Annotated in this window: 32 protein-coding genes; 30 read left to right on the top strand and 2 right to left on the bottom strand. The window is 67.4% G+C overall.

Annotation, left to right across the window (positions count from 1 at the left end; genetic code table 11):
• The first annotated feature begins 28 nt into the window (after window positions 1–28).
• The 30 genes from M3Q35_RS30750 (at window position 29) to map (ending at window position 23,306) form a co-directional block, all read left to right on the top strand.
• Window positions 29–3,928 carry a DNA-directed RNA polymerase subunit beta' gene (locus M3Q35_RS30750; RefSeq protein WP_273936046.1) on the top strand — a complete coding sequence of 1,300 codons (3,900 nt, stop codon included), beginning with the start codon at window positions 29–31 and terminating at the stop codon, window positions 3,926–3,928.
• 551 nt (window positions 3,929–4,479) lie between these two features.
• On the top strand, window positions 4,480–4,854 hold the full coding sequence (rpsL, locus tag M3Q35_RS30745; protein ID WP_025361387.1) for a 30S ribosomal protein S12: 375 nt from the start codon (window positions 4,480–4,482) through the stop codon (window positions 4,852–4,854).
• Complete coding sequence (rpsG, locus tag M3Q35_RS30740; protein ID WP_273936045.1) at window positions 4,854–5,324, top strand: 30S ribosomal protein S7; 471 nt, start codon at window positions 4,854–4,856, stop codon at window positions 5,322–5,324. Before rpsL ends, rpsG begins: the two co-directional genes overlap by 1 nt.
• Before the next feature lie 87 nt (window positions 5,325–5,411).
• Window positions 5,412–7,511, top strand: a complete 2,100-nt coding sequence (fusA, locus tag M3Q35_RS30735) for an elongation factor G (protein WP_273936044.1) — start codon at window positions 5,412–5,414, stop codon at window positions 7,509–7,511.
• A gap of 134 nt (window positions 7,512–7,645) precedes the next feature.
• A complete protein-coding gene (gene tuf / locus M3Q35_RS30730; RefSeq protein WP_273936043.1) occupies window positions 7,646–8,839 on the top strand; it encodes an elongation factor Tu in 1,194 nt (397 codons plus the stop codon).
• A 415-nt stretch (window positions 8,840–9,254) separates the two neighbouring features.
• A complete protein-coding gene (rpsJ, locus tag M3Q35_RS30725) occupies window positions 9,255–9,560 on the top strand; it encodes a 30S ribosomal protein S10 (protein ID WP_003938093.1) in 306 nt (101 codons plus the stop codon).
• Window positions 9,561–9,588: 28 nt separating this feature from the next.
• A complete protein-coding gene (gene rplC, locus M3Q35_RS30720) occupies window positions 9,589–10,239 on the top strand; it encodes a 50S ribosomal protein L3 (protein ID WP_273936039.1) in 651 nt (216 codons plus the stop codon).
• Entirely contained in the window at window positions 10,236–10,919 is a 684-nt protein-coding gene (gene rplD / locus M3Q35_RS30715; protein ID WP_273944514.1) for a 50S ribosomal protein L4, read from the top strand. The genes rplC and rplD overlap by 4 nt, the downstream gene beginning before the upstream one ends.
• Before the next feature lie 2 nt (window positions 10,920–10,921).
• The gene (rplW, locus tag M3Q35_RS30710; protein ID WP_273936038.1) at window positions 10,922–11,221 is read left to right on the top strand and encodes a 50S ribosomal protein L23; all 300 of its coding nucleotides are present in this window, start codon (window positions 10,922–10,924) and stop codon (window positions 11,219–11,221) included.
• A 23-nt stretch (window positions 11,222–11,244) separates the two neighbouring features.
• The gene (gene rplB, locus M3Q35_RS30705) at window positions 11,245–12,078 is read left to right on the top strand and encodes a 50S ribosomal protein L2 (RefSeq protein WP_043721517.1); all 834 of its coding nucleotides are present in this window, start codon (window positions 11,245–11,247) and stop codon (window positions 12,076–12,078) included.
• Between the two features lie 19 nt (window positions 12,079–12,097).
• Complete coding sequence (gene rpsS, locus M3Q35_RS30700) at window positions 12,098–12,379, top strand: 30S ribosomal protein S19 (RefSeq protein ID WP_033436717.1); 282 nt, start codon at window positions 12,098–12,100, stop codon at window positions 12,377–12,379.
• A 32-nt stretch (window positions 12,380–12,411) separates the two neighbouring features.
• Window positions 12,412–12,825: a 50S ribosomal protein L22 gene (rplV, locus tag M3Q35_RS30695; protein ID WP_052395573.1), complete on the top strand. Its 414-nt coding sequence runs from the start codon at window positions 12,412–12,414 to the stop codon at window positions 12,823–12,825.
• Window positions 12,825–13,658, top strand: a complete 834-nt coding sequence (gene rpsC / locus M3Q35_RS30690; protein ID WP_273936037.1) for a 30S ribosomal protein S3 — start codon at window positions 12,825–12,827, stop codon at window positions 13,656–13,658. The genes rplV and rpsC overlap by 1 nt, the downstream gene beginning before the upstream one ends.
• Window positions 13,659–13,661: 3 nt before the next feature.
• Window positions 13,662–14,081, top strand: coding sequence for a 50S ribosomal protein L16 (gene rplP, locus M3Q35_RS30685; protein ID WP_043721520.1), 420 nt, complete (start codon window positions 13,662–13,664; stop codon window positions 14,079–14,081).
• Window positions 14,081–14,329 carry a 50S ribosomal protein L29 gene (gene rpmC, locus M3Q35_RS30680; protein ID WP_116172408.1) on the top strand — a complete coding sequence of 83 codons (249 nt, stop codon included), beginning with the start codon at window positions 14,081–14,083 and terminating at the stop codon, window positions 14,327–14,329. Before rplP ends, rpmC begins: the two co-directional genes overlap by 1 nt.
• The gene (gene rpsQ, locus M3Q35_RS30675; protein ID WP_116172409.1) at window positions 14,326–14,601 is read left to right on the top strand and encodes a 30S ribosomal protein S17; all 276 of its coding nucleotides are present in this window, start codon (window positions 14,326–14,328) and stop codon (window positions 14,599–14,601) included. Before rpmC ends, rpsQ begins: the two co-directional genes overlap by 4 nt.
• Before the next feature lie 61 nt (window positions 14,602–14,662).
• Window positions 14,663–15,031, top strand: a complete 369-nt coding sequence (rplN, locus tag M3Q35_RS30670) for a 50S ribosomal protein L14 (RefSeq protein WP_116172410.1) — start codon at window positions 14,663–14,665, stop codon at window positions 15,029–15,031.
• Window positions 15,031–15,345, top strand: coding sequence for a 50S ribosomal protein L24 (rplX, locus tag M3Q35_RS30665; protein WP_273936036.1), 315 nt, complete (start codon window positions 15,031–15,033; stop codon window positions 15,343–15,345). Before rplN ends, rplX begins: the two co-directional genes overlap by 1 nt.
• Before the next feature lie 2 nt (window positions 15,346–15,347).
• On the top strand, window positions 15,348–15,911 hold the full coding sequence (gene rplE, locus M3Q35_RS30660) for a 50S ribosomal protein L5 (RefSeq protein ID WP_273936035.1): 564 nt from the start codon (window positions 15,348–15,350) through the stop codon (window positions 15,909–15,911).
• A 4-nt stretch (window positions 15,912–15,915) separates the two neighbouring features.
• Window positions 15,916–16,101 carry a type Z 30S ribosomal protein S14 gene (locus M3Q35_RS30655; RefSeq protein ID WP_043721535.1) on the top strand — a complete coding sequence of 62 codons (186 nt, stop codon included), beginning with the start codon at window positions 15,916–15,918 and terminating at the stop codon, window positions 16,099–16,101.
• Between the two features lie 74 nt (window positions 16,102–16,175).
• Window positions 16,176–16,574, top strand: coding sequence for a 30S ribosomal protein S8 (rpsH, locus tag M3Q35_RS30650; RefSeq protein ID WP_043721538.1), 399 nt, complete (start codon window positions 16,176–16,178; stop codon window positions 16,572–16,574).
• 16 nt (window positions 16,575–16,590) lie between these two features.
• Window positions 16,591–17,130, top strand: coding sequence for a 50S ribosomal protein L6 (gene rplF, locus M3Q35_RS30645; RefSeq protein ID WP_273936034.1), 540 nt, complete (start codon window positions 16,591–16,593; stop codon window positions 17,128–17,130).
• Between the two features lie 2 nt (window positions 17,131–17,132).
• Window positions 17,133–17,534 carry a 50S ribosomal protein L18 gene (gene rplR, locus M3Q35_RS30640; protein WP_379794212.1) on the top strand — a complete coding sequence of 134 codons (402 nt, stop codon included), beginning with the start codon at window positions 17,133–17,135 and terminating at the stop codon, window positions 17,532–17,534.
• A gap of 34 nt (window positions 17,535–17,568) precedes the next feature.
• Entirely contained in the window at window positions 17,569–18,174 is a 606-nt protein-coding gene (gene rpsE, locus M3Q35_RS30635; RefSeq protein ID WP_116172416.1) for a 30S ribosomal protein S5, read from the top strand.
• A 1-nt stretch (window position 18,175) separates the two neighbouring features.
• On the top strand, window positions 18,176–18,361 hold the full coding sequence (gene rpmD / locus M3Q35_RS30630) for a 50S ribosomal protein L30 (protein ID WP_273936032.1): 186 nt from the start codon (window positions 18,176–18,178) through the stop codon (window positions 18,359–18,361).
• A complete protein-coding gene (gene rplO / locus M3Q35_RS30625; protein WP_273936031.1) occupies window positions 18,358–18,801 on the top strand; it encodes a 50S ribosomal protein L15 in 444 nt (147 codons plus the stop codon). The genes rpmD and rplO overlap by 4 nt, the downstream gene beginning before the upstream one ends.
• A 125-nt stretch (window positions 18,802–18,926) precedes the next feature.
• On the top strand, window positions 18,927–20,381 hold the full coding sequence (locus tag M3Q35_RS30620; RefSeq protein ID WP_273936030.1) for a hypothetical protein: 1,455 nt from the start codon (window positions 18,927–18,929) through the stop codon (window positions 20,379–20,381).
• Window positions 20,382–20,651: 270 nt separating this feature from the next.
• Window positions 20,652–21,962: a preprotein translocase subunit SecY gene (secY, locus tag M3Q35_RS30615; protein WP_273936029.1), complete on the top strand. Its 1,311-nt coding sequence runs from the start codon at window positions 20,652–20,654 to the stop codon at window positions 21,960–21,962.
• The gene (locus M3Q35_RS30610) at window positions 21,962–22,513 is read left to right on the top strand and encodes an adenylate kinase (RefSeq protein WP_273936028.1); all 552 of its coding nucleotides are present in this window, start codon (window positions 21,962–21,964) and stop codon (window positions 22,511–22,513) included. The genes secY and M3Q35_RS30610 overlap by 1 nt, the downstream gene beginning before the upstream one ends.
• Window position 22,514: 1 nt before the next feature.
• Complete coding sequence (map, locus tag M3Q35_RS30605) at window positions 22,515–23,306, top strand: type I methionyl aminopeptidase (protein WP_273936027.1); 792 nt, start codon at window positions 22,515–22,517, stop codon at window positions 23,304–23,306.
• Here the strand turns inward: map and M3Q35_RS30600 are convergent.
• Entirely contained in the window at window positions 23,287–25,599 is a 2,313-nt protein-coding gene (locus tag M3Q35_RS30600) for an ATP-binding protein (protein ID WP_337960641.1), read from the bottom strand. The two genes, map and M3Q35_RS30600, sit on opposite strands and share 20 nt — an antisense overlap.
• 37 nt (window positions 25,600–25,636) lie before the next feature.
• The gene (locus tag M3Q35_RS30595; protein WP_273936025.1) at window positions 25,637–26,377 is read right to left on the bottom strand and encodes an AfsR/SARP family transcriptional regulator; all 741 of its coding nucleotides are present in this window, start codon (window positions 26,375–26,377) and stop codon (window positions 25,637–25,639) included.
• Window positions 26,378–26,387: the final 10 nt, after the last annotated feature.

Here is a 26,387-nt window from a genome sequence, read left to right as displayed (position 1 = left end):
AATCAACCCGAAGGGGAGAAGAGCCGACGTGCTCGACGTCAACTTCTTCGATGAGCTCCGCATCGGCCTTGCCACCGCCGACGACATCCGGCAGTGGTCCTACGGCGAGGTCAAGAAGCCCGAGACCATCAACTACCGCACCCTCAAGCCCGAGAAGGACGGACTCTTCTGCGAGAAGATCTTCGGTCCGACCAGGGACTGGGAGTGCTACTGCGGCAAGTACAAGCGCGTCCGCTTCAAGGGCATCATCTGTGAGCGCTGCGGCGTCGAGGTGACCCGCGCCGAGGTGCGCCGTGAGCGGATGGGCCACATCGAACTGGCCGCGCCGGTCACCCACATCTGGTACTTCAAGGGCGTCCCCAGCCGGTTGGGCTACCTGCTCGACCTGGCCCCCAAGGACCTCGAGAAGATCATCTACTTCGCCGCCTACGTCATCACCTCGGTGAACGGCGAGCTGCGCCACAACGACCTGCCCACGCTCGAGAGCGAGATGCAGGTCGAGCGCAAGCGCGTCGAGAACCGTCGCGACGCCGACGTGGAGGCCCGCGCCCAGAAGCTCGAGGCCGACCTGGCCGAGCTCGAGGCCGAGGGCGCCAAGAGCGACGTGCGCCGCAAGGTCAAGGAGGGCGGCGAGCGGGAGATGCGCCAGCTCCGCGACCGGGCCCAGCGTGAGCTGGACCGGCTCGACGAGATCTGGAGCACCTTCACCAAGCTCGACACCAAGCAGCTGATCGCCGACGAGCTGCTCTACCGCGAGCTGATCGACCGCTACGGCGACTACTTCACCGGCTCGATGGGCGCCGAGTCCATCCAGCAGCTGGCGAAGGACTTCGACGTCGACGCCGAGGCCGACATCCTGCGGGAGACCATCCGCAGCGGCAAGGGCCAGAAGAAGCTGCGCGCGCTCAAGCGGCTGAAGGTCGTCGCGGCGTTCCAGCAGACCCGCAACTCGCCCATGGGCATGGTGCTCGACTGCATCCCGGTGATCCCGCCGGACCTGCGGCCGATGGTTCAGCTCGACGGTGGCCGGTTCGCCACCTCCGACCTGAACGACCTGTACCGCCGGGTGATCAACCGCAACAACCGGTTGAAGCGACTGATCGACCTCGGCGCGCCCGAGATCATCGTCAACAACGAGAAGCGGATGCTGCAGGAGGCCGTCGACGCGCTGTTCGACAACGGCCGCCGCGGCCGGCCGGTCACCGGCCCGGGCAACCGCCCGCTCAAGTCGCTGTCCGACCTGCTCAAGGGCAAGCAGGGCCGGTTCCGCCAGAACCTGCTCGGCAAGCGCGTCGACTACTCCGGCCGTTCGGTCATCGTGGTCGGCCCGCAGCTCAAGCTGCACCAGTGCGGCCTGCCCAAGGCGATGGCGCTCGAGCTGTTCAAGCCGTTCGTGATGAAGCGGCTGGTCGACCTCAACCACGCGCAGAACATCAAGTCGGCCAAGCGCATGGTCGAGCGGGCCCGCCCGGCCGTGTGGGACGTGCTGGAAGAGGTCATCACCGAGCACCCGGTGATGCTCAACCGTGCTCCTACGCTGCACCGCCTCGGCATCCAGGCCTTCGAGCCGCAGCTGGTCGAGGGCAAGGCCATCCAGCTGCACCCGCTGGTCTGTGAGGCGTTCAACGCCGACTTCGACGGCGACCAGATGGCGGTGCACCTGCCGCTGTCGGCCGAGGCGCAGGCCGAGGCCCGGATCCTGATGCTGTCCAGCAACAACATCCTGTCGCCCGCCTCCGGGCGGCCGCTGGCGATGCCGCGTCTGGACATGGTCACCGGTCTGTTCCACCTGACCCGGTTCAAGCCGGAGGCCGAGGGCGCCGGCCGTGCCTTCTCCTCGGTGGCCGAGGCGATCATGGCGTTCGACCGCAAGGTGATCGGCCTGCAGGCGCCGATCAAGGTGCGGCTCAACGACCAGGTGCCGCCGCGTGGCCAGGAGCCCGAGGACTGGGAGCCCGGTCAGCCGTGGCTGGCCGAGACCACTCTCGGCCGGGTGCTGTTCAACGAGCTGCTGCCGCCGGACTACCCGTTCATGAACGAGGAGATGCCGAAGAAGCGGCAGGGTGAGATCGTCAACGACCTCGCCGAGCGGTACCCGATGGTCACCGTGGCGCGGACGCTGGACAAGCTCAAGGACGCCGGCTTCTACTGGGCCACCCGCTCGGGTGTCACGGTCGCCATCTCCGACGTGCTCGTGCCCGAGGAGAAGAAGGCCATCCTCAACGAGTACGAGGGCAAGGCCGAGGCCGTCGAGAAGCGCTACCAGCGCGGTCAGCTCTCGCACGCCGAGCGCAACAACGAGCTGGTCAAGGTGTGGCAGTCGGCGACCGACGAGGTCGCCAAGCTGATGGAGACCGCGTTCCCCGAGGACAACTCCATCCGGGTCATCGTCAAGTCCGGCGCGGCCGGCAACATGACGCAGGTCCGGTCGCTGGCCGGTATGCGTGGTCTGGTGACCAACCCGAAGGGCGAGTACATCCCGCGGCCGATCAAGAACTCGTTCCGCGAGGGCCTTTCGGTGCTGGAGTACTTCATCGCGACCCACGGCGCCCGCAAGGGTCTGGCCGACACCGCGCTGAAGACCGCCGACTCGGGTTACCTGACCCGTCGTCTGGTCGACGTCTCGCAGGACGTGATCATCCGTGAGATCGACTGCGGCACCAACCGCGGCGTCACGATGACCGTCGGCGAGAAGGTCGGCGACAAGGTCGTGATGCACGAGTACGCGCGCACCAGCGTGTACGCGCGCTCGCTGGCCGAGGACATCACCGACGCGGACGGCAACGTGGTGCTCAACCGCGGCGCCGACCTGGGCGACCCCGCCCTGGACACGCTGATCCGGGTGGGCACCATCCGGGTCAAGGTCCGCTCGGTGCTGACCTGCGAATCGGCCGTCGGTGTGTGCGCCAGCTGCTACGGCCGCTCGATGGCCACCGGCAAGCTGGTGGACGTCGGCGAGGCGGTGGGCATCGTGGCCGCCCAGTCGATCGGTGAGCCCGGCACCCAGCTGACCATGCGTACCTTCCACCAGGGTGGCGCCACCGGCGCGGACGACATCACCCAGGGTCTGCCGCGTGTCCAGGAGCTCTTCGAGGCCCGCGTGCCCAAGGGCAAGGCGCCGATCGCCGACGTCGACGGCCGCGTGCGGATCGAGGACGGCGACCGGTTCTGGAAGATCACCCTGGTGCCGGACGACGGCAGCGAGGAGATCGTCTTCGACAAGCTGTCGAAGCGCCAGCGCCTGGCCATCACCCCGGACGGCCCGCTGGCGGACGGCGACCACGTCGCGGTCGGCCAGCAGCTGCTGGAGGGCACGCCGGACCCGCACGAGGTGCTGCGCGTGATGGGTCCCCGCGAGGCCCAGCTGCACCTGGTCAACGAGGTCCAGAAGGTGTACCGGTCGCAGGGTGTGTCCATCCACGACAAGCACATCGAGGTGATCGTGCGGCAGATGCTCCGCCGCGTGATCATCATCGACTCGGGCGCGACGGAGTTCCTGCCGGGAGCCCCGATCGAGCGCAGCGACTTCGAGACGTCCAACCGTCGCGTCGTCGCCGAGGGCAACGAGCCGGCCTCGGGCCGTCCGGTGCTGATGGGTATCACCAAGGCCTCGCTGGCGACGGAGTCGTGGCTCTCGGCGGCCTCCTTCCAGGAGACCACCCGGGTGCTCACCGACGCCGCCATCAACGGCAAGAGCGACAAGCTCATCGGCCTGAAGGAAAACGTCATCATCGGTAAGTTGATCCCGGCCGGCACCGGTATCAACCGCTACCGCAACATCCAGGTGCAGCCGACGGAGGAGGCGCGGGCCGCGGCCTACGCGATCCCGTCCTACGACGACGGCTACTACACGCCGGACGTCTTCGGCACCGGCACGGGTGCGGCGGTTCCGCTGGACGACTACGACTTCGGTCGCGACTATCGTTGATAGTTGAGTGAGAGAGGGCCGGGATGCGGAGCATCCCGGCCCTTTTCTCGTTGAACTCGCCGTTCTCGGCGAAACCGATCCGGGTCGCCGGAAATAGGGCGGCCGTCCTTGACCCGTCAGGGCCGCCACGGCCGTCCTGACCAGGCGAAACGGCCGTGCTCGAGCTACGGAACGGGATCGAACACGCGGTCGACTATGCTGGGTCACATCTTCCTTTGCGATCTTGAAGATGGTGCGACACGCCACAGGCGACACGCTCGTCCGGCCCGTACCCGACCCCCGTTTTGACCCTCGGGCCACGGGGAAGGTATCTTTGGTATCCGTGCCCGACCCATGTCGGGCCGCTCCGCGTGCCTGTGGATGGCAGTCTCTGGCTGCGTCGACCTCAGGGCGACGGAAGTCCTCCGGAAACCGTTGGGACAGCTAGTTGGTCTCTCGCGGGTCCCGTGAGCGGGCGACACGCCCGACCTCGGGGGACGGAGGGGCCAAGTACACAGAGTCCACGGTGCCCGCAAGGACACCAAGACGCGAACGGAAGAAGCAGCCGGTCTATGCCCACGATCCAGCAGCTGGTCCGCAAGGGCCGCCAGGACAAGGTCGCGAAGACCAAGACCGCGGCTCTCAAGGGGAGCCCGCAGCGGCGCGGCGTGTGCACCCGCGTCTACACCACTACGCCCAAGAAGCCGAACTCGGCGCTGCGCAAGGTCGCCCGCGTGAAGCTGACCAGCGGGATCGAGGTCACGGCCTACATCCCGGGTGAGGGCCACAACCTGCAGGAGCACTCGATGGTGCTCGTTCGCGGTGGCCGTGTGAAGGACCTTCCGGGTGTCCGTTACAAGATCATCCGTGGCTCGCTGGACACGCAGGGCGTGAAGAACCGCAAGCAGGCCCGCAGCCGCTACGGCGCGAAGAAGGAGAAGAGCTGATGCCCCGCAAGGGCCCGGCCCCGAAGCGGCCGCTGATCTCTGACCCGGTCTACAGCTCCCCGTTGGTGACGCAGCTCATCAACAAGGTGCTCGTGGACGGCAAGCGCTCGGTCGCCGAGGCGATCGTCTACAAGGCGCTCGAGGGTGCCCGCGAGAAGACCGGCACCGACCCGGTCGTCACGCTCAAGCGCGCGCTGGACAACGTGAAGCCGGCCATCGAGGTGAAGAGCCGCCGTGTCGGTGGCGCCACCTACCAGGTGCCGATCGAGGTCAAGCCCGGCCGCTCCACCACGCTGGCGCTGCGCTGGCTGATCACCTTCTCCCGGCAGCGCCGTGAGAAGACGATGGTCGAGCGCCTGATGAACGAGCTGCTGGACGCCAGCAACGGTCTCGGCGCGAGCGTCAAGCGCCGCGAGGACACCCACAAGATGGCCGAGTCCAACAAGGCCTTCGCGCACTACCGCTGGTGATTCGGGCGCGGCCGGCTGTCCAGCCGGCCGCAACGGATCGGCGCCACCCGCACCGACCACAGCCGCACGAAAGCAAGGAAGACACCCGTGGCACAGGAAGTGCTCACTGACCTGGCCAAGGTCCGCAACATCGGGATCATGGCCCATATCGACGCGGGAAAGACCACCACCACCGAGCGGATCCTGTTCTACACCGGGATCAACTACAAGATCGGTGAGGTCCACGACGGCGCGGCGACGATGGACTGGATGGAGGAGGAGCAGAAGCGCGGCATCACCATCACGTCCGCCGCGACCACCTGCTTCTGGAACGACCACCAGATCAACATCATCGACACGCCGGGGCACGTCGACTTCACCGTCGAGGTCGAGCGCTCGCTGCGGGTCCTTGACGGCGCGGTGGCCGTGTTCGACGGCAAGGAGGGCGTCGAGCCCCAGTCCGAGCAGGTCTGGCGCCAGGCGACCAAGTACGACGTCCCGCGTATCTGCTTCGTCAACAAGATGGACAAGCTGGGCGCGGACTTCTACTTCACCGTCCGCACCATCCAGGAGCGTCTCGGCGCGAAGCCGCTGCCGATCCAGCTGCCGATCGGCGCCGAGAACGACTTCATCGGCGTCGTCGACCTGGTCGAGATGCGCGCGCTGACCTGGCACGGCGAGGTCCAGAAGGGCGACGACTACACCGTCGAGGAGATCCCGGCCGACCTGGTCGAGATCGCCGCCGAGTACCGCGAGAAGCTCATCGAGGCCGTCGCCGAGACCGACGACACCCTGATGGAGCTCTACCTCGGTGGCGAGGAGCTGACGGTCGAGCAGATCAAGCGGGGCATCCGCAAGATCGTGACCGACCGCATCGCCTACCCGGTGCTGTGCGGCTCGGCGTTCAAGAACAAGGGCGTGCAGCCCATGCTCGACGCCGTCATCGACTACCTGCCGTCGCCGCTGGACGTGCCGCCGGTCGAGGGCACGCTGCAGGACGGCGAGACGCCGGCCAGCCGCAAGCCGTCGGCCGACGAGCCGTTCGCCGCGCTCGCGTTCAAGATCGCCGCGCACCCGTTCTTCGGCAAGCTGACCTACATCCGGGTCTACTCGGGCAAGGTCAACGCCGGCACCCAGGTCATCAACTCGACCAAGGACCGCAAGGAGCGCATCGGGAAGCTCTTCCAGATGCACTCCAACAAGGAGAACCCGGTCGAGGTGGCCAGCGCCGGCCACATCTACGCGGCCATCGGCCTGAAGGACACCACGACCGGCGACACCCTGTGCGACGCGCAGCAGCCGATCGTGCTGGAGTCCATGACCTTCCCGGACCCGGTCATCTCGGTGGCGATCGAGCCGAAGACGAAGGCCGACCAGGAGAAGCTGGGCACCGCGATCCAGAAGCTGGCCGAGGAGGACCCCACCTTCCAGGTCAAGCTGGACGAGGAGACCGGCCAGACGATCATCGCCGGCATGGGCGAGCTGCACCTCGAGGTGCTCGTCAACCGGATGAAGTCGGACTACAAGGTCGAGGCGAACATCGGTAAGCCCCAGGTGGCCTACCGGGAGACCATCCGCCGCAAGGTGGAGAAGTACTCGTACACGCACAAGAAGCAGACCGGTGGCTCCGGCCAGTTCGCCAAGGTGCTCATCGAGGTCGAGCCGCTGGAGAGCACCGACGGTGCGCTCTACGAGTTCGACAACAAGGTCACGGGTGGCCGCATCCCGCGGGAGTACATCCCCTCGGTCGACGCCGGCGCCCAGGACGCGATGCAGTACGGCGTGCTGGCGGGTTACCCGCTGGTCGGCATCAAGGTGACGCTGCTGGACGGCGCCTACCACGAGGTCGACTCCTCCGAAATGGCCTTCAAGATCGCCGGCTCGATGGCGCTCAAGGAAGCCGCCCGGAAGGCCGACCCGGTGTTGCTGGAGCCGGTAATGGCTGTCGAGGTGACGACCCCCGAGGACTACATGGGTGACGTCATCGGCGACTTGAACTCCCGCCGTGGTCAGATCCAGGCGATGGAGGAGCGCAGTGGCGCCCGTGTCGTGAAGGCACTGGTTCCGCTGTCGGAGATGTTCGGGTATGTCGGCGACCTGCGGTCCAAGACCCAGGGTCGGGCGAACTACACGATGCTGTTCGACTCCTACGCCGAGGTTCCGACCAACGTGGCGAAGGAAATCATCGCGAAGGCGACCGGGGAGTAGTCAGCCCCGCCGGTCTTCACCGGTTGCCCGGGAGTCAGTCCCGGGCAACCGACCAACCGACCCTGACGTAACCGCTGGGCCGACCAACCACAATCGGCCGGGCGCAAGCAACACAAGTCCAGGAGGACCATCCAGTGGCGAAGGCGAAGTTCGAGCGGACCAAGCCGCACGTCAATATCGGCACCATTGGTCACGTCGACCATGGCAAGACCACGCTGACGGCGGCAATCACCAAGGTTCTGGCTGACAAGTACCCGACGCTGAACGCGGCCTTCGCGTTCGACCAGATCGACAAGGCGCCGGAGGAGAAGGCCCGCGGCATCACGATCAACATCTCGCACGTCGAGTACCAGACCGAGAAGCGCCACTACGCGCACGTCGACGCCCCCGGTCACGCCGACTACATCAAGAACATGATCACCGGTGCCGCCCAGATGGACGGCGCGATCCTGGTGGTCGCCGCGACCGACGGCCCGATGCCGCAGACCCGCGAGCACGTGCTGCTGGCCCGCCAGGTCGGCGTGCCGTACATCGTTGTCGCCCTGAACAAGGCCGACATGGTGGACGACGAGGAGATCCTGGAGCTCGTCGAGCTCGAGGTCCGCGAGCTGCTCTCGGACCAGGAGTTCCCGGGCGACGACGCGCCGGTCGTGCGCGTGTCCGGCCTCAAGGCCCTCGAGGGTGACGAGAAGTGGGCCCAGTCGGTGCTGGAGCTCATGGACGCCGTGGACGAGAACGTCCCGGAGCCGGTCCGTGAGACCGACAAGGCGTTCCTCATGCCCGTCGAGGACGTCTTCACCATCACCGGTCGTGGCACCGTCGTCACCGGCCGCATCGAGCGCGGTGTGGTCAAGGTGAACGAGGAGGTGGAGGTCGTCGGAATCCGCGAGAAGGGGTTCAAGACCACCTGCACCAGCATCGAGATGTTCAAGAAGTTCCTCGACGAGGGCCGCGCCGGTGACAACGCCGCGCTGCTGCTCCGCGGTGTCAAGCGCGAAGACGTCGAGCGCGGCATGGTTGTGATCAAGCCGGGCACCACCACGGTGCACACGGAGTTCGAGGGCAACGTCTACATCCTGTCCAAGGACGAGGGCGGCCGCCACACGCCGTTCTTCAACAACTACCGGCCGCAGTTCTACTTCCGCACCACCGACGTGACCGGCGTCGTGACCCTCGACGAGGGCACCGAGATGGTCATGCCGGGCGACACCACGCACATGAGCGTCAAGCTGATCCAGCCGATCGCCATGGACGAGGGCCTGCGGTTCGCCATCCGCGAGGGTGGCCGCACCGTCGGCGCCGGCACCGTCGAGAAGATCATCAAGTAATTCGCTGGTGAGGGCCGGGTGACATTCATTTGTTACCTGGCCCTCACTTCGCCGGCCCCGATTTGGTCGCCGCACCTGGGTGTGGCATCCTTAACGGGTTGCTCGTTGCAGAGGCGGCTGGCTCGTTCGCGTTCCAGCCGCCCTGCTGCGAGAAGCCGGCACCCACACGGGCCTGAGATGGCCTGGGTGTACTGGGTCTGACCGGACCCCGCCTACTGAGGACTGAGCAAGGACCAGTAGGGCTGGTGTGCGCGTAGGCGCTGTGTCCCTGAAAAGGCGACACGCCCGACCGCGTGGACCGGAGGGCCCCGGCACCTGATGACATTTGACTCGTGAATAGGGGAGCGGCACAGCTGGGCCCCGGCCCGTCACGAGTCAGCCCGCAGCGGTACGAGAAGAGGAACGGCAAGCCATCATGGCGGGACAAAAGATCCGCATTCGGCTCAAGGCCTACGACCACGAGGCGATCGACGCGTCCGCGCGCAAGATCGTCGAGACCGTGACGCGCACCGGCGCTCGGGTCGTCGGGCCGGTGCCGCTGCCGACCGAGAAGAACGTCTACTGCGTCATTCGCTCGCCGCACAAGTACAAGGACTCGCGCGAGCACTTCGAGATGCGCACGCACAAGCGGCTGATCGACATCCTCGACCCGACGCCGAAGACGGTCGACGCGCTCATGCGCATCGACCTGCCGGCCAGCGTCGACGTCAACATCCAGTAAGCGCGCGGCGGCGGAGAGTAACGAACTCATGTCTGACAAGCAGATCAAGGGGATCCTGGGCACCAAGCTCGGCATGACCCAGGTCTTCGACGACAAGAACCGGGTTGTGCCGGTCACGGTCGTCAAGGCCGGGCCCAATGTCGTCACCCAGATCCGTACCGAGGAGAAGGACGGCTACACCGCCGTCCAGCTGGCCTTCGGCGCCATCGACCCGCGCAAGGTGAACAAGCCCCGCGCCGGTCACTTCGCCAAGGCCGGTGTGACGCCGCGACGCCACGTCGCCGAGCTGCGCACCACCGACGCCGACGCCTACGAGGTCGGCCAGGAGATCACCGCCGAGGTGTTCCCGGCGGGCTCCGTCGTCGACGTGGTCGGCACCAGCAAGGGCAAGGGCTACGCCGGTGTCATGAAGCGCCACGGCTTCAAGGGGTTGGGCGCCGGCCACGGCGTGCAGCGCAAGCACCGCTCGCCCGGCTCCATCGGCGGCTGTGCCACCCCGGGCCGCGTGTTCAAGGGTGTTCGCATGGCCGGCCGCATGGGCCACGCCCGCGTCACCACCCAGAACCTGACCGTGCACCAGGTGGAGGCCGAGTCCGGCCTGCTGCTCATCAAGGGCGCCATCCCCGGCCCCAAGGGCGGCCTGGTGTTCGTGAAGACGGCCGCGAAGGGCGGTGCCTGATGACCACTCTGGACATTCGCAACGCCTCTGGTGAGGCTGCCGGCAGCGTCGAGCTGCCCGCCGAGATCTTCGACGTGCAGGCGAACATCCCGCTGATGCACCAGGTCGTCGTGGCCCAGCTGGCCGCGGCCCGCCAGGGCACGCACGCCACCAAGACCCGCGGCGACGTCCGCGGCGGTGGCAAGAAGCCGTACCGCCAGAAGGGCACCGGCCGCGCCCGTCAGGGCTCGACCCGGTCGCCGCAGTTCGCCGGCGGTGGCGTCTCGCACGGCCCGCAGCCGCGTGACTACGCGCAGCGGACGCCCAAGAAGATGAAGGCCGCCGCGCTGCGTGGCGCCCTGTCCGACCGGGCTCGCGCCGGCCGGCTGCACGTGGTCAGCTCCCTGGTCGGCGGCGACAAGCCGTCCACCAAGGACGCGCGCATCGCGCTCGCCGCCATCACGGAGTCGCGCCGCACGCTGGTCGTGCTGGGCCGCTTCGAGGAGCAGGACTGGCTGAGCGTGCGCAACCTGGCCAACGTGCACCCGATCGCGCCGGACCAGCTGAACACCTACGACGTGCTGGTCAACGACGACGTCGTGTTCACGAAGGACGCGTACGAGCTGTTCATCGCCGGCCCGAGCAAGGGTCGTTCGGTCAAGGCCACGGCCCGCTCGTCCGAGCTGACCGAGGAGGTCTGACCATGATCCCCGACCACAGGGACATCCTGCTCTCGCCGGTGATCTCCGAGAAGAGCTACAGCCTTCTCGAGGAGAACAAGTACACCTTCCTGGTGGCTCCGGACGCCAACAAGACGCAGATCAAGATCGCGGTCGAGAAGGTCTTCGGCGTCAAGGTCCTGAGCGTCAACACGATCAACCGCCAGGGCAAGCGGAAGCGGACCCGGTCCGGCTTCGGCAAGCGCAAGGACACGAAGCGCGCGATCGTCACCCTCTCCGCGGAGAGCAAGGCGATCGAGATCTTCGGCGGCCCGACCGCCTGATGACTGAGGACTGCTGATCTGACATGGGCATTCGCAAGTACAAGCCGACGACGCCAGGCCGTCGCGGTGCGAGCGTGTCCGACTTCGCCGAGATCACTCGGTCGACGCCGGAGAAGTCGCTCGTGCGTCCGCTGCACGGTCGTGGCGGCCGCAACGCGCACGGCAAGATCACCACTCGGCACAAGGGCGGCGGTCACAAGCGGGCTTACCGCCTGATCGACTTCCGTCGGGCCGACAAGGACGGCGTGCCGGCCAAGGTCGCGCACATCGAGTACGACCCGAACCGCACGGCTCGGATCGCGCTGCTGCACTACGCGGACGGCGAGAAGCGCTACATCATCGCGCCGAACCGCCTCTCGCAGGGCGACACGATCGAGAACGGCCCTCGCGCCGACATCAAGCCGGGCAACAACCTGCCGCTGCGCAACATCCCCGTCGGCACCGTGGTGCACGCGATCGAGCTCCGCCCCGGTGGCGGCGCCAAGATCGCCCGCTCCGCCGGCGCGAAGGTGCAGCTGGTGGCCAAGGACGGCCCGTACGCCCAGCTGCGGATGCCCTCGGGCGAGATTCGCAACGTGGACGTGCGCTGCCGCGCCACGGTCGGCGAGGTCGGCAACTCCGAGCACGCCAACATCAACTGGGGCAAGGCCGGCCGCATGCGCTGGAAGGGCCGCAAGCCCACGGTGCGTGGTGTCGCCATGAACCCGGTCGACCACCCGCACGGCGGTGGTGAGGGCAAGACCTCCGGTGGTCGCCACCCGGTGAACCCGGCCGGTAAGCCCGAAGGCCGTACCCGCCGCCGCAAGGCAAGCGACCAGCTCATCGTCCGGCGTCGTCGCACCGGTAAGAAGCGCTGAGCAGGAAGGGAGTGAAGGAATGCCACGCAGCCTGAAGAAGGGCCCCTTCGTTGACGACCACCTGCTCAAGAAGGTGGACGTTCTCAACGAGTCGGGCAAGAAGACCGTGATCAAGACCTGGTCCCGCCGGTCGACGATCATCCCCGACATGCTGGGGCACACCATCGCGGTGCACGACGGCCGCAAGCACGTTCCGGTGTTCGTCAGCGAGGCCATGGTCGGTCACAAGCTGGGCGAGTTCGCGCCCACTCGGACCTTCAAGGGTCACATCAAGGACGACCGGAAGTCGCGCCGCCGCTGAGCGGGCTGGACAGGAGCAAGGGGTAACAAGCAATGGCTGACAACGCGACCGGCGCGGAGGAGCTGCCGCGCGCCGTGGCGCGGGCCCGCTACGTGCGCCTGACCGCTATGAAGGCACGCCGAGTGGTCGACCTCATCCGTGGCCGCAACGCCACGGAGGCCCTGGCCGTCCTTCAGTTCGCGCCGCAGGCGGCCAGCGAGCCGGTGGCCAAGGTGCTCGCCAGCGCCATGGCCAACGCCGAGAACAACCTGAGCCTCGACCGCGACACCCTGTGGGTGTCCAGCGCGTACGTGGACGAGGGTCCGACGTTGAAGCGGTTCCGTCCGCGCGCTCAGGGCCGGGCCTACCGGATCCGCAAGCGGACGAGCCACATCACGATCGAGGTCGAGTCCCGCCCGGCCGACAAGAAGGCCGGCAAGTCTCGAGCCAAGAAGGGGGCCCAGTAGTGGGTCAGAAGATCAACCCGCACGGCTTCCGCCTTGGTATCACCACCGACTGGAAGTCCCGCTGGTACGCGGACAAGCAGTACGCCGAGTACGTGGCGGAAGACGTCAAGATCCGCAAGATGCTGAGCAAGGGCATGGAGCGGGCCGGCATCTCCAAGGTGGAGATCGAGCGCACCCGGGACCGGGTCCGCGTCGACATCCACACCGCCCGCCCGGGCATCGTCATCGGCCGCCGCGGCGCCGAGGCCGACCGCATCCGTGGCGAGCTGGAGAAGCTCACCGCCAAGCAGGTCCAGCTCAACATCCTCGAGGTCAAGAACCCCGAGTCGGACGCTCAGCTGGTCGCCCAGGTGACCGCCGAGCAGCTGTCCAACCGTGTGTCGTTCCGGCGCGCGATGCGCAAGGCCATGCAGTCGGCCATGCGCTCGCCGCAGGTCAAGGGCATCCGGGTGCAGTGCGGTGGCCGTCTCGGCGGCGCCGAGATGTCCCGCTCGGAGTTCTACCGCGAGGGTCGCGTCCCGCTGCACACGCTGCGCGCGGACATCGACTACGGCTTCTTCGAGGCCCGCACCACCTTCGGCCGCATCGGCGTGAAGGTGTGGATCTACAAGGGTGACGTGGTCGGCGGCTTCCGCTCGCGCGACACCGCGGCCCCGGCCGGCAACGACCGTCCGCAGCAGCGTCGCGAGCGTCCGAACCGCGCCCGCCGCTCGGGCTCGGCCGGCACGACCGCGACGAGCACCGAGGCCGGCCGCGCGGCCGCCGAGGCCAACGCCGCCGCGTCCGAGGCTCCGGCCGTCGAGGCCGCCAGCACTGGCAATGGGGAGGGCTGAGTAGTGCTCATCCCGCGTAGGGTCAAGCACCGCAAGCAGCACCACCCGAAGCGGAGTGGTGCGGCCAAGGGTGGCACGCGTGTCACCTTCGGCGAGTTCGGCATCCAGGCGCTGGAGCCGGCCTACGTCACCAACCGGCAGATCGAGTCCGCTCGTATCGCCATCAACCGGCACATCCGTCGTGGCGGCAAGGTCTGGATCAACATCTTCCCGGACCGCCCCCTGACCAAGAAGCCGGCGGAAACCCGCATGGGTTCCGGTAAGGGCTCGCCCGAATACTGGGTGGCCAACGTCAAGCCCGGCCGGGTGCTCTTCGAGATGAGCTACCCGAACGAGACGGTTGCTCGGGAGGCGCTTCGCCGCGCCATCCACAAGCTGCCGCTGAAGTGCCGGATCGTCACGCGTGAAGGTGGTGACTTCTGATGGCAGCGGGTACCAACGCCGCAGAGCTGCGTGAGCTCACGGACGAGGAGCTCGTGCTGCGCCTTCGGGAGAGCAAGGAGGAGCTGTTCAACCTCCGGTTCCAGATGGCCACCGGCCAGCTGGACAACAACCGCCGCCTGCGCACGGTCCGTCACGACATCGCCCGCGTCTACACCGTGATGCGGGAGCGGGAGCTCGGTCTTTCCGTGTCGCCCGACGACGTTACGACTGGTGAGGGTGCCGCATGAGTGAGACCAACGAGGCCGTGAGCCGCAACGACCGCAAGGTGCGTGAAGGCCTGGTCGTGTCCAACAAGATGGAGAAGACGATCGTCGTCTCCCTCGAGGACCGCAAGAAGCACCCGCTGTACGGCAAGGTGCTGCGGACCACGACCAAGGTGAAGGCGCACGACGAGGAGAACGTGGCCGGCGTCGGCGACCGCGTTCTGCTGATGGAGACCCGCCCGCTGTCGGCCACCAAGCGCTGGCGTCTGGTCGAGGTCCTCGAGAAGGCCAAGTAACAAGCAGACCGAGCCGGTCAGGTCGGAAATCTGGCCGGCCATCGATGGTCAGGAGCTGTAAGTGATTCAGCAGGAGTCGCGACTGCGGGTCGCCGACAACACCGGTGCGAAGGAGATCCTTTGCATCCGCGTGCTCGGCGGATCCTCGCGTCGCTACGCGGGCATCGGCGACATCATCGTCGCCACGGTGAAGGACGCCATTCCCGGTGCCGGTGTGAAGAAGGGTGACGTCGTCAAGGCCGTCGTCGTGCGCACCGTCAAGGAGCGCCGCCGGCCGGACGGCTCGTACATCCGGTTCGACGAGAACGCCGCCGTGCTCATCAAGCCCGACAACGAGCCGCGGGGCACCCGCATCTTCGGCCCGGTCGGCCGCGAGCTGCGTGACAAGAAGTTCATGAAGATCATCTCGCTCGCGCCGGAGGTGTTGTGATGAAGGTGCGCAAGGGCGACACGGTCGTGGTCATCGCTGGCAAGGACAAGGGCGCCAAGGGCAAGGTCATCCAGGCCTACCCGGAGAACGACCGGGTCCTGGTCGAGGGCGTGAACCGGATCAAGAAGCACACCCGGATCACCCAGACCCAGCGGGGCGCGCAGTCCGGTGGCATCGTCACCCAGGAGGCCCCCATCCACGTGAGCAACGTGATGGTCGTGGACTCGGACGGCAAGCCGGCCCGCGTCGGCTACCGCACGAACGACGACGGTCGGCGCGTGCGCGTCTCCCGCCGCAACGGTAAGGACATCTGATCATGACCACTACTGAGAAGGTCCTGCCGCGGCTCAAGACCCGGTACCGCAGCGAGATCGTGCCCGCGCTGCAGGAGCAGTTCACCTACGACAACGTGATGCAGATCCCGGGTGTCGTGAAGGTCGTCGTGAACATGGGCGTCGGCGACGCCGCCCGTGACGGCAAGCTGATCGAGGGCGCGGTCCGCGACCTGGCCACGATCACCGGCCAGCGTCCCGAGGTCCGCAAGGCCCGCAAGTCCATCGCGCAGTTCAAGCTGCGCGAGGGCATGCCGATCGGCGCGCGGGTGACCCTGCGCGGCGACCGCATGTGGGAGTTCCTCGACCGCCTGCTGACCATCGCGCTGCCCCGTATCCGCGACTTCCGCGGCCTGTCGGGCAAGCAGTTCGACGGCAACGGCAACTACACGTTCGGGCTCAACGAGCAGTCGATGTTCCACGAGATCGACCCCGACTCGATCGACCGTCCCCGTGGCATGGACATTACCGTCGTGACCACGGCCACCAACGACGACGAGGGTCGGGCGCTGCTCAAGCACCTGGGCTTCCCGTTCAAGGAGAACTGAGCCGATGGCGAAGAAGGCGCTGATCAACAAGGCGGCCGGCAAGCAGAAGTTCGCCGTCCGGGCCTACACCCGCTGCCAGAAGTGCGGCCGTCCGCACGCCGTGTTCCGCAAGTTCGGCCTGTGCCGGATCTGCCTGCGCCAGATGGCGCACCGCGGCGAGCTGCCGGGCGTGCACAAGTCCAGCTGGTAATTCGTTAGACCCCGCACCACCCCACTTCGCCCCAGGCCCATGGGAACCAGGGCGAGAAAGGTTGACAGGTCACCATGACGATGACCGACCCGATCGCAGACATGTTGACGCGTCTGCGTAACGCAAACTCGGCATACCACGACGAGGTCGTGATGCCGCACTCGAAGCTCAAGGCGAACATCGCCGAGATCCTCAAGCGCGAGGGCTACATCGCCGGCTACCGCGACGCGGCCGGCGAGAAGGGCAAGAACCTCGTCGTCGAGCTGAAGTACGGCCCGAACCGTGAGCGGAGCATCGCCGGTGTCCGGCGTGTCTCCAAGCCGGGTCTGCGGGTCTACGCGAAGTCGACCAACCTGCCCAAGGTGCTCGGTGGGCTGGGCGTTGCCATCATCTCCACCTCCGGCGGTCTGGTGACCGACCGGCAGGCGGGCAAGCAGGGTGTGGGCGGGGAAGTCCTCGCCTACGTGTGGTGAGGAAGGGGGACTGACGATGTCGCGCATTGGAAGGCTGCCCATCACCGTCCCCTCCGGGGTCGACGTGAACATCGATGGCCAGGTCGTGAACGTGAAGGGCCCCAAGGGCACCCTCGCGCACACCGTGGTCGAGCCGATCGCCGTCGAGCGGGCCGAGGACGGCACGCTCCAGGTGACCCGGCCCAACGACGAGCGTCTGTCGCGCTCGCTGCACGGCCTGTCCCGCACGCTGATCAACAACCTGATCATCGGTGTGACGCAGGGCTACGAGAAGAAGATGGAGATCACCGGCGTCGGCTACCGCGTGCAGCTCAAGGGTTCCGACCTCGAGTTCGCGCTGGGCTACAGCCACGCGGTCCCGGTGAAGGCGCCCGAGGGCATCACCTTCGTGGTGGAGACCCCGACCAAGTTCTCCGTCCAGGGCATCGACAAGCAGTTGGTCGGCGAGGTCGCCGCCAACATCCGCAAGCTGCGCAAGCCCGACCCGTACAAGGGCAAGGGTGTGCGGTACGCGGGCGAGAAGATCCGCCGCAAGGTCGGGAAGACGGGTAAGTGATCATGGCTGAGTCCACTGCTACCAAGAGGAAGCCGGTCGGCAAGGACGTGTCGACCCGGCGTCGTGTCTCGCGGGCCCGTCGTCACTTCCGGCTTCGCAAGAAGATCAGCGGCACGCCCGAGCGTCCGCGCATGGTCGTCAACCGGTCCTCGCGGCACATCACCGTGCAGGTCATCGACGACCTCGCCGGCAACACGCTGGCGTCGGCCTCCAGCCTGGAGGCGGACGTCCGCGCGCTGGACGGCGACAAGAAGGCCCGCGCCGTCAAGGTGGGCCAGCTGGTCGCGGCCCGCGCCAAGGAAGCCGGCATCGACAAGGTCGTCTTCGACCGCGGCGGTTACGACTACCACGGCCGGATCGCCGCGCTGGCGGACGCCGCCCGCGAGGCGGGGCTGGAGTTCTGATCATGAACAACACTGGAATTGAGAGGGCCGTCTGATGCCGGGACGCACGCGTCGCGAAGGCGGCGGTGGCGAGCGCGGAGAGCGCCGCGACCGTCGTGACGGTGGCCGCGGCGGGGCGGCCCAGGAGAAGACCCCGCACCTCGAGCGCGTCGTCGCCATCAACCGGGTGGCGAAGGTCGTCAAGGGTGGTCGTCGCTTCAGCTTCACCGCGCTGGTGATCGTCGGCGACGGCGACGGCATGGTCGGTGTCGGCTACGGCAAGGCCAAGGAAGTTCCGGCCGCCATCGCCAAGGGTGTCGAGGAGGCGAAGAAGAACTTCTTCCGCGTGCCTCGCATCGGCGGCACCATCCCGCACCCGATCCAGGGCGAGAAGGCCGCCGGCGTGGTTCTGCTGCGCCCGGCCAGCGCCGGTACCGGCGTCATCGCCGGTGGCCCGGTGCGTGCCGTCCTGGAGTGCGCGGGTGTGCACGACGTGCTGAGCAAGTCGCTGGGTAGCGACAACGCCATCAACATCGTGCACGCCACCGTGGCCGCCCTGAAGGGCCTGCAGCGCCCCGAAGAGGTCGCCGCCCGTCGTGGTCTGCCGCTGGAGGACGTTGCTCCGGCCGGCATGCTGCGCGCTCGCGCGGGGCAGGTGTGACATGGCCCAGCTCAAGGTGACGCAGGTCAAGAGCAGCATCGGTACCAAGCAGAACCACCGCAACACGTTGCGGACGCTGGGTCTGCGCAAGATCCGCCAGTCGGTCGTGCGTGAGGACAACCCCGTCAACCGGGGTCTGATCCACACCGTGCGCCACCTGGTGGTCGTGGAGGAGGTCAACTCATGACCATCAAGATCCACCACCTCCGCCCGGCCCCCGGCGCCAAGACGGCGAAGACCCGGGTCGGCCGCGGTGAGGGTTCCAAGGGCAAGACCGCGGGTCGCGGCACCAAGGGCACCGGCGCACGCAAGAACGTGCCGGCTCGCTTCGAGGGTGGCAACCTGCCGCTGCACATGCGGCTGCCGAAGCTCAAGGGCTTCCGCAACCCGTTCCGCACCGAGTACCAGGTCGTGAACGTCGCCGACCTGGCCCGCCTGTTCCCGCAGGGCGGCACCGTCGACGTGGCCGCCCTGGTGGCCGCGGGCGCCGTTCGCAAGAACGAGCTGGTGAAGGTCCTTGGCGACGGCGACATCGCCGGCGTCAAGCTGGACATCACCGCGCACAAGTTCTCGGGCAGTGCGGTGGAGAAGATCACCGCCGCTGGTGGCACCATCACCACGCTGTGAACTGACGTAGTACCGCGAAGCGGCCCGGCAGGAACTCCTCTCCTGCCGGGCCGCTTCGCTGTGTCCGGGACCGTTCAATGGTTCCTCAATGCTCCGGATGGCCCAGTCGGCTAGCGTCCGTCGACGTGTCGACGCCACCGCAACCGCCCCAGTGGCACCAGCCCCAGCCGCCGTATCCGGGGCCGCAGCAACCTCAATGGCAACAGCCTTATCCGCCGCAGCCGCCGTATCCCGGGCAGCCCTACGGCTATCCGGGGCAGCAGCAGTGGCAGCCCGGTCCGCCGCCGCCCCCGAAGCGGGGCAACGCCGTCCGGCTGGTGATCGTGCTGTGCTGCGCGCTGCTGGTCGTCGGCATCGTCGGTTTCACCTTGCTGCGCCCCGTGTTGTTCCCCGCCGGCAGCAGCCAGCAGCAGACCGCGGCTCGGGACGACGGCATGACCGTGAAGCGGCCCGGACCTGAGGCCGACTCGGGCACGTACGCGGATCCGGCGCCGCTGGCCGAGCAGCCCGGCGCGCAGCCGATCAGCTACCAGGGCACGGCCGTGGTGCAGGCCTGCAACGTTCTCTCGCTGGCGGACCTGGCCAAGCTGGGGCTGCGCTACGACCCCAATCCCGAGCCGAACGTCGCCAACTACCAACGTGTCTACCTCGCCGGCGACGGGAACGGCCCGCTGCACACCGATTCGCTCGGCTTCGCCAGCGGCAGCGGCTTCTCGCTCAACCGGTGCGAGTACACGTTGGAGGCCAACGACAAGTCCAACAGCGACAAGGTCGTCCTGGCCGTGTCGCAGAAGCCGTACAACCCGATCAACGGCAACGTCGACCGGTATGAGCGCCAGGCCGACATCGGCGACATCACCGTGTACACGCAGCTGCGCGGCGACGCCGCCGGCGACACGGTGTTCGCCGGCAAGGGCATCACCGTGGACATGGACTTCAGCCTGAGCCAGGCGGGCTACGCCGGCAGGCTCGCCGACATCACCGCGACCGTGGGCCGCAACCTGGGCACGCAGATGGCCAACCCGGCCGGGCCGTCCACCGTCACGTACGACAAGGCCGCCTTCCCGAAGGACCACATCCAGGCGTGCCCGCTGCTGGCTGGCGACGTCTTCGACAGCGCGTACCACAAGCCGTTGTCGCCGCTGGTGGTCGAGCAGCCCGGCACCGCCGTCGGGCAGGTGACCTTCGGCGACCAGAACGACCACAACCTGTACAACTTCATCGAGATGGAGTGCGAGCGTGGCACCGGTGAGGCCGACTCGCTGTCCCGCACCGCGCTGGACCTGCGCGTCACCAGCTACCTCTCGGACCGGCCGGCCCAGCTGAACGTCAACTTCGAGCGGACTCAGCACGCCGGCGTGGCCACCGACGTCCCGCTCGGCGACGAGTCCGTGATCATGAACCAGCCGGGCTCGGTGGCCACCGCCGGCGTGCTGCTGATCCGCAGGGGCCGGTTCGTGATCGAGCTGCGGGCCGAGGACCCTGACCACGGCGACCGTGGCCTCTCCCTGGCCGAGGCCAAGGCCGTGCTGGTGCCGGCCGGTCAGCGGATCATGAAGAACCTGGGCGACCGGAAGTAGCGTCGCCAGGCCGCCGAATGGCCGGTCGACCTGCGGCTACCGGTCGGGAATGTCCGATTCGGGACCCGTCGACCGGAGGTCCCCGATGATCACCGCGGCTTTCTGCTCCTGGTGGGGTCCGTAGCCCCGGTCGGGCCTGTTAGAGTCGTGAGCACGCTTCGGGCCCCAATGGCACGAAGCGTTCCTGGCTTGCTCGCCAGGTCGTCAGCCGGCCTAGAGTCGGACAAGCCGTTCACCGGTCGGAGACCGGTGACGCCGAGGAGGTCACGCGTGCTTGGCGCCTTCCGCTCGGCTCTCGCGACGCCGGACTTGCGCCGCAAGATCCTGTTCACCCTGGGGATCCTTGCGCTGTATCGGCTGGGCTCGCAGCTGCCTTCCCCGGGCGTGAACTTCGCAAACGTCCAACAGTGCATCTCGGGCCTTGACCAGAGCGGGGTCTTCGGCCTCATCAGCCTGTTCAGCGGCGGTGCGCTGCTGCAGCTGTCGGTCTTCTCGCTGGGCATCCTCCCGTACATCACGGCGAGCATCATCATCCAGCTGCTGACGGTGGTGATTCCCCGCTTCGAGCAGCTGAAGAAGGAAGGCCAGGCCGGCCAGAACAAGCTGACCCAGTACACCCGGTACCTGACGGTCGCGCTGGCCATCCTGCAGTCCACCGGCATCATCGCGCTGGCCACCCGCGGCCAGCTGTTCGGCAGCTGCCCGGCCCAGGTCATCCCCGACCAGAGCCTGTTCTCGCTGAGCGTCGTCGTGGTCACCATGACCGCGGGCACCGCGATCATCATGTGGTTCGGCGAGCTCATCACCGAGCGCGGCGTCGGCAACGGCATGTCGATCCTGATGTTCACCTCGATCGCGGCCCGTATTCCGACCGAGGGCCAGAACATCCTGCAGCAGGGTGGCGGCCTGGTCTTCACCGCGATCTGCGTGTTCGGCCTGCTGATCATCGGCTTCGTCATCTTCCTCGAGCAGGCGCAGCGTCGGATCCCGGTGCAGTACGCCAAGCGCATGATCGGCCGCCGGATGTACGGCGGCACGTCGACCTACCTGCCGCTCAAGGTGAACCAGGCCGGCGTCATCCCGGTCATCTTCGCCTCGTCGCTGCTCTACCTGCCGCAGCTGATCATCTCGCTGACCACTAACCAGGGCGGCAGCGGCGGCTGGCAGCAGTGGGTGCAGACCTACATCGTGCAGGCGAACGCGCCGGGCCACATCGCGCTGTACTTCGCCCTGATCATCTTCTTCACGTACTTCTACGTCGCCATCACGTTCAACCCCGACGAGCGGGCGGACGAGATGCGCAAGTTCGGCGGCTTCATTCCCGGCATCCGCCCGGGCCGCCCGACCTCGGAGTACCTCTCGTACGTGCTGAACCGGATCACGCTGCCCGGCTCGCTGTACCTGGGCATCGTGGCTGTCCTGCCGACCTTCTTCCTGGGCGTCACCGGGAACCAGAGCGCGAACAACAACTTCCCGTTCGGCGGCACCGCTGTGCTGATCATGGTTGGCGTCGGTCTCGACACGATCAAGCAGATCGAGAGCCAGCTCATGCAGCGCAACTACGAAGGGTTCCTCCGCTAGTGAGACTCGTCCTCGTCGGCCCGCCAGGCGCGGGCAAGGGTACTCAGGCCACCGTGCTCAGCGAGAAGCTCGGCGTTCCCCACATCTCCACCGGGGACCTGTTCCGGGCCAACATCGCCGAGGAGACCCCGCTCGGGCTGGAGGCCAAGAAGTACCTGGACACCGGCGCCCTCGTGCCGGACTCGGTGACCAACGCGATGGTCAAGGACCGGCTCGCGCAGCCGGACGCCCACGCCGGGTTCCTGCTCGACGGCTTCCCGCGCAACACCGCCCAGGCCGATGTGCTGGCCGAGATCCTCGCCGAGTCCGGCGAGTCGCTCGACGCCGTGCTCGAGCTGGACGTGCCCGAGGACGTTGTCGTCGGGCGACTGTTGGCGCGGGGTCGGGCCGACGACACCGAGGAGGTCGTGCGGCACCGGCAGGAGGTCTACCGGTCGGCCACCCGGCCGCTGTTGGACTACTACAACAACATCCTGGTGACCGTCGACGCCGTCGGCGAGATCAGCGAGATCACCGAGCGGGCGCTCAAGGCGCTGCGCGCTGGAGCCTGAGTTGCTCAAGCGAGGTCGCGGTATCGAGATCAAGACGCGCGGTGAGCTGGAGGCGATGCGGGCGGCCGGAATCGTGGTCGCCCGCTCCCTGGCCCTGATGGCCGCCCGCGCCGCTGCCGGCGTCAGCACCGCCGAGCTGGACGAGTTGGCCGAGCAGACCATCCGTGACGCCGGGGCCGTGCCCTCTTTCAAGGGCTACCACGGCTTCCCCGCGTCGATCTGCTCGTCCGTCAACGACCAGGTCGTGCACGGCATCCCGAGTCCCACTCAGGTGTTGGCCGATGGCGATCTGGTGTCCATCGACTGCGGCGCCATCCTCGACGGTTGGCACGGCGACGCCGCCATCACCGTCCTCATCGGCGCCGCCACCGAGGCCGACCGCAAGCTCTCCGAGGCCACCCGTGCCTCCATGCAGGCCGGCATCAAGGCCGCCGTCGTCGGCGCCCGCCTCACCGACGTCTCTTTCGCCATCGAGAGCTCCGTCATCCGCTCCGACGAGGCCGATGGCGTCGAGTACGGCATCGTCACCGACTATGGCGGCCACGGCATCGGCACCCAGATGCACATGGAGCCTTTCCTGCCCAACTTCGGCAAGCCCGGCAAGGGCCCCCGCTTGAAGGCCGGCATGGCCATCGCCATCGAGCCCATGCTCACTCTTGGCACCGACCAGACCCGTGAGCTCGACGACGGTTGGACCGTCATCACCGCCGACGGCACCCGCGCCGCCCACTGGGAGCACTCCGTCGCCATCACCGACGACGGCCCCTGGATCCTCACCGCCCCCGAGGACTGATCCCCATCTCGGCGTAGAGCTCGGCGGCCTGCCTGCGGTACTCATCGTCATCGCACAGGTCGCCGAGCAACGCCAGCGTCTCCGCCTCCCCCGGCCGATGCCCGGTCTCCCGATGCACAGTCAACGCCTCAATCGCAGCTGCTTCAGCCTGCTGTCGATCGCCCTTCCGCATCGCGATGGTGGCCAGCGTGGTCAGGCTTCGTCCAACCGAAACCAGCGACGGAATAGCCCGGCTAATGGTCAGCGCCGTGCTGGCGGTGGATTCCGCCGCCGCCAGATCTCCGGTCAGCAGCCGCGCACGGGCAAGGTCGCACAGCACCACGCTGTCGTAATACTGAGGCCTCTTCTTCTGGATGTTCGCCGCGAGCCGTTCGAGTAGTGACCCCGCAGCGTCGAGATCCCCGCTGTCTAGATATGCGCCCGCGACGGCGGCGAGCGCGTCGATGCTGTCCACGTCAGCTGCGATATGGTCGAGAATCGTTCGGTCATCGTCGGTCAAGGCAAGCGTTTTTATCGTCCGTGACCAGATCAGCTGTGCTTGAATATTGTATCTCATGTTGTCGAGCGACAAGGATGTCGCCATTTTCAGCGCGTTGGTGAAGTAGGCGATCGCCTTGTCGACAGCGCCGCTCCAGAATGCCATGTCACCCAAAGACATCAGGATGCGTGTCTCCGTCGCGTGGTGACCGATCCGTCGTGCGGCGTCAAGAGTGCTCAGATGCATGTCCGTGGATTCACTCAGGCGGCCGACCTCGCCCAGGGCACTGGCCAGGTTGGCCCGGGCTGTGATCTCGGCCCGCTTGGAGCCGAGTGTCACGGCTTCCTGGACGGCTTCCCTGAAGTAGCCAATGCATTCCATCATGCGGCCGAGGTCGTGCAGTACGATCGCGTAGTTACTGATTGTGTTCGGGATCCCGTGTGCGTCCTGTGCCTCGCGGTAGAGCGCGATGGATTTGGTGAGGTGGCTCAGTGCCTGTGCGCCGAGATCATCGATATCCCAGCCGGCGTTAAGCCATGGGCGCAGCGAGATGGCGAGGACGCGGTGCGCCTCCGCGAGGCCTGTGGTGTGCCCGTCACATTCGGCTGCCGCGATACCCGCTCGCGCGACCGCAGTCCAGTCGTGCTGGGGGCCGACCCTGGTGTGGAAGTAAAAGAGCAGAGCGTTGGTCAGCTGCCAGCCGTGCCAGCCGGTGTGAAAAGTAGCAGCAAATTGTGCCACCGACACCAGGTTGGATATTTCCTCGGTGAACCACTGGAGTGCGAGCTGCACATTCTCGAATTCGAGCGGCCGAGCGCTCGGTGGAGGCGGAGGGCATGGCAGTCGAGGCATGCTGCGGCCCAAATGTGACGTGCCGTTGTCGACGCTGTGCAGGTAGTGGTCCAGCATGCGCTCCGAGGCGGAATCTACCGCCTGTGGGCTTTCGTCGGACTCGCTCTTGTTGGCTGCGTAGGCGCGGATCAGGTCGTGGAACTGGAAGCGGTCGGGGACGTGCTCGTGGAGGAGGTTGGCAGTCGCCAGGCGGGTGAGCTGGGCGGTGGCTTCGGAAACAGGAATGTCGCCGATGGCGGCGGCGAGGGCTGGAGTGAAGTCCTGGCCGGGGACGACGCTGAGCAAGGTGAACAGCCGGCGGGCTGGCGCGTCCAGAGCGGCGTAGGAGAGGTCGAAGGCGGTGCGGACGCCGGTCTTTTCCTCGTCGAGGATTTCCAAGGCGTCGATGCGGCGCTGCCCGCGGAGTTCGGTGGCATACGCGGCGATCGAGGCTGGGGAGTGGTCGGGCAGGTTGCCGACGACGATGCGGAGGGCCAAGGGGAGGTGACCGCAGAGTTCGGTGACCTCGGCGGCGGCCTCGGGGGCGGCGGAGGTGATGTCGGGGCCGAGGAGGGCGAGGGAGTCGGCGGCGGGGAGGACGTCGAGCTGGAGGGGATCGGTGAGCTCGCGGAGGAGGTCGCGGCTGGTGATGAGGTGGGCAGCGGAGGGGGAGTCGAGAAGCAGAGGGTGGACCTGAGCGGCGGAGGAAGCGTTGTCGAGGACGACCAACAGGCGACGGCCGGCGCATTCGGCGCGGTAGCGGGAGACGAGGCCGGGCTCGTCGGGCGGGATCTGGTCGGCGGGGACGCCGAGGGCGCGCAAGAACATGGCGAGGACCTGGGTGGTGGCAAGCGGTTGCCGTAGGTCGTAGCCACGGAGGTTGACGAAGAGCTGACCGTCGGGGAAGTCGGTCTTGAGGGCATGGGCGGAGCGGATGGCGAGGGTGGTCTTGCCCATGCCGGGAGGCCCGCTGACGACGGCGATGCGGTGCGAGGTGAGGTGCTGGCGCAGGGCGTCTAGCTCATGGTGGCGGCCGACGAAGTTGGCGACGGTCCGGGGGCAGCTGGGAGACGACGCGGCGAGGGGTGGGGTCGGTGAGCAAGGCGTGTGCGGCGGTGAGCTCGGTGCCGGGGTCGATGCCGAGCTGATCGGAGAGGGCGGTACGGGCCTGGTCGTACGCGGCGAGAGCCTCGGCGGGGCGGCCGGCGGCGTGGAGGGCGCGGATGAGTAGGGCGGAGAGATGTTCACGGAGAGGGTGCAGGGTGACGAGGTCCTGGAGTGCGGGGATGACGTCGTCGTGAAGGCCGAGGTCGACGGCAAGCTGGCAGCGCTGGGTGAGGACGTCGAGATAGCGGTCGGCAAGCGTTTGCGTCTCGGCGGGGAGGAGGCCGTCGACGGGGGTGCCGCGCCAAAGGGAGAGGGCCTGGTCGAGCAAGGCCAAAGTGGGAGGTTGAGCGACCAGGGAGTCGAAGTGCTGGAGGTCGGTGGTGCCGCCGACCAGGCGGTAGCCGGTGGCCATGGTCTCGATGACGGTCGGATCGCCGAGGACCTTGCGCAGGCGCATGACATAGGTGCGAAGGGTGGCGCGGGCGCCGGCGGGAGGGGTGGTGGGCCAGAGGCGGTCGATGAGCTGGTCGGCGAGGACGAGCCGACCGTGGTGCAGGGCGAGCACGGCGAGCAGGGTGCGCTGCTGGGCGGCGCGGATGGGGATGACGGTGCCGTCGTGGACGACCTGCAGGGGACCGAGTAGCTGGAACTCCACATCTGGATTG

This window comes from Kutzneria chonburiensis (assembly GCF_028622115.1).
GTDB lineage: Bacteria > Actinomycetota > Actinomycetes > Mycobacteriales > Pseudonocardiaceae > Kutzneria > Kutzneria chonburiensis.
This window is presented reverse-complemented; position numbering and strand designations above follow the sequence as displayed.

What these genes read in the sequence shown, in the direction of transcription:
- rpsJ (WP_003938093.1), top strand. Translation starts at nt 9,255, where the DNA reads ATGGCGGGACAAAAGATCCGCATTCGGCTCAAGGCCTACGACCACGAG.
- rpsG (WP_273936045.1), top strand. Translation starts at nt 4,854, where the DNA reads ATGCCCCGCAAGGGCCCGGCCCCGAAGCGGCCGCTGATCTCTGACCCG.
- rpsE (WP_116172416.1), top strand. Translation starts at nt 17,569, where the DNA reads ATGCCGGGACGCACGCGTCGCGAAGGCGGCGGTGGCGAGCGCGGAGAG.
- rplO (WP_273936031.1), top strand. Translation starts at nt 18,358, where the DNA reads ATGACCATCAAGATCCACCACCTCCGCCCGGCCCCCGGCGCCAAGACG.
- rpsQ (WP_116172409.1), top strand. Translation starts at nt 14,326, where the DNA reads ATGAGTGAGACCAACGAGGCCGTGAGCCGCAACGACCGCAAGGTGCGT.
- rplE (WP_273936035.1), top strand. Translation starts at nt 15,348, where the DNA reads ATGACCACTACTGAGAAGGTCCTGCCGCGGCTCAAGACCCGGTACCGC.
- rplB (WP_043721517.1), top strand. Translation starts at nt 11,245, where the DNA reads ATGGGCATTCGCAAGTACAAGCCGACGACGCCAGGCCGTCGCGGTGCG.
- rplR (WP_379794212.1), top strand. Translation starts at nt 17,133, where the DNA reads ATGGCTGAGTCCACTGCTACCAAGAGGAAGCCGGTCGGCAAGGACGTG.
- rpmC (WP_116172408.1), top strand. Translation starts at nt 14,081, where the DNA reads ATGGCAGCGGGTACCAACGCCGCAGAGCTGCGTGAGCTCACGGACGAG.
- rpsS (WP_033436717.1), top strand. Translation starts at nt 12,098, where the DNA reads ATGCCACGCAGCCTGAAGAAGGGCCCCTTCGTTGACGACCACCTGCTC.
- M3Q35_RS30655 (WP_043721535.1), top strand. Translation starts at nt 15,916, where the DNA reads ATGGCGAAGAAGGCGCTGATCAACAAGGCGGCCGGCAAGCAGAAGTTC.
- rplW (WP_273936038.1), top strand. Translation starts at nt 10,922, where the DNA reads ATGATCCCCGACCACAGGGACATCCTGCTCTCGCCGGTGATCTCCGAG.
- rplF (WP_273936034.1), top strand. Translation starts at nt 16,591, where the DNA reads ATGTCGCGCATTGGAAGGCTGCCCATCACCGTCCCCTCCGGGGTCGAC.
- rplX (WP_273936036.1), top strand. Translation starts at nt 15,031, where the DNA reads ATGAAGGTGCGCAAGGGCGACACGGTCGTGGTCATCGCTGGCAAGGAC.
- rplC (WP_273936039.1), top strand. Translation starts at nt 9,589, where the DNA reads ATGTCTGACAAGCAGATCAAGGGGATCCTGGGCACCAAGCTCGGCATG.
- rpmD (WP_273936032.1), top strand. Translation starts at nt 18,176, where the DNA reads ATGGCCCAGCTCAAGGTGACGCAGGTCAAGAGCAGCATCGGTACCAAG.
- rpsH (WP_043721538.1), top strand. Translation starts at nt 16,176, where the DNA reads ATGACGATGACCGACCCGATCGCAGACATGTTGACGCGTCTGCGTAAC.
- rplV (WP_052395573.1), top strand. Translation starts at nt 12,412, where the DNA reads ATGGCTGACAACGCGACCGGCGCGGAGGAGCTGCCGCGCGCCGTGGCG.
- rpsL (WP_025361387.1), top strand. Translation starts at nt 4,480, where the DNA reads ATGCCCACGATCCAGCAGCTGGTCCGCAAGGGCCGCCAGGACAAGGTC.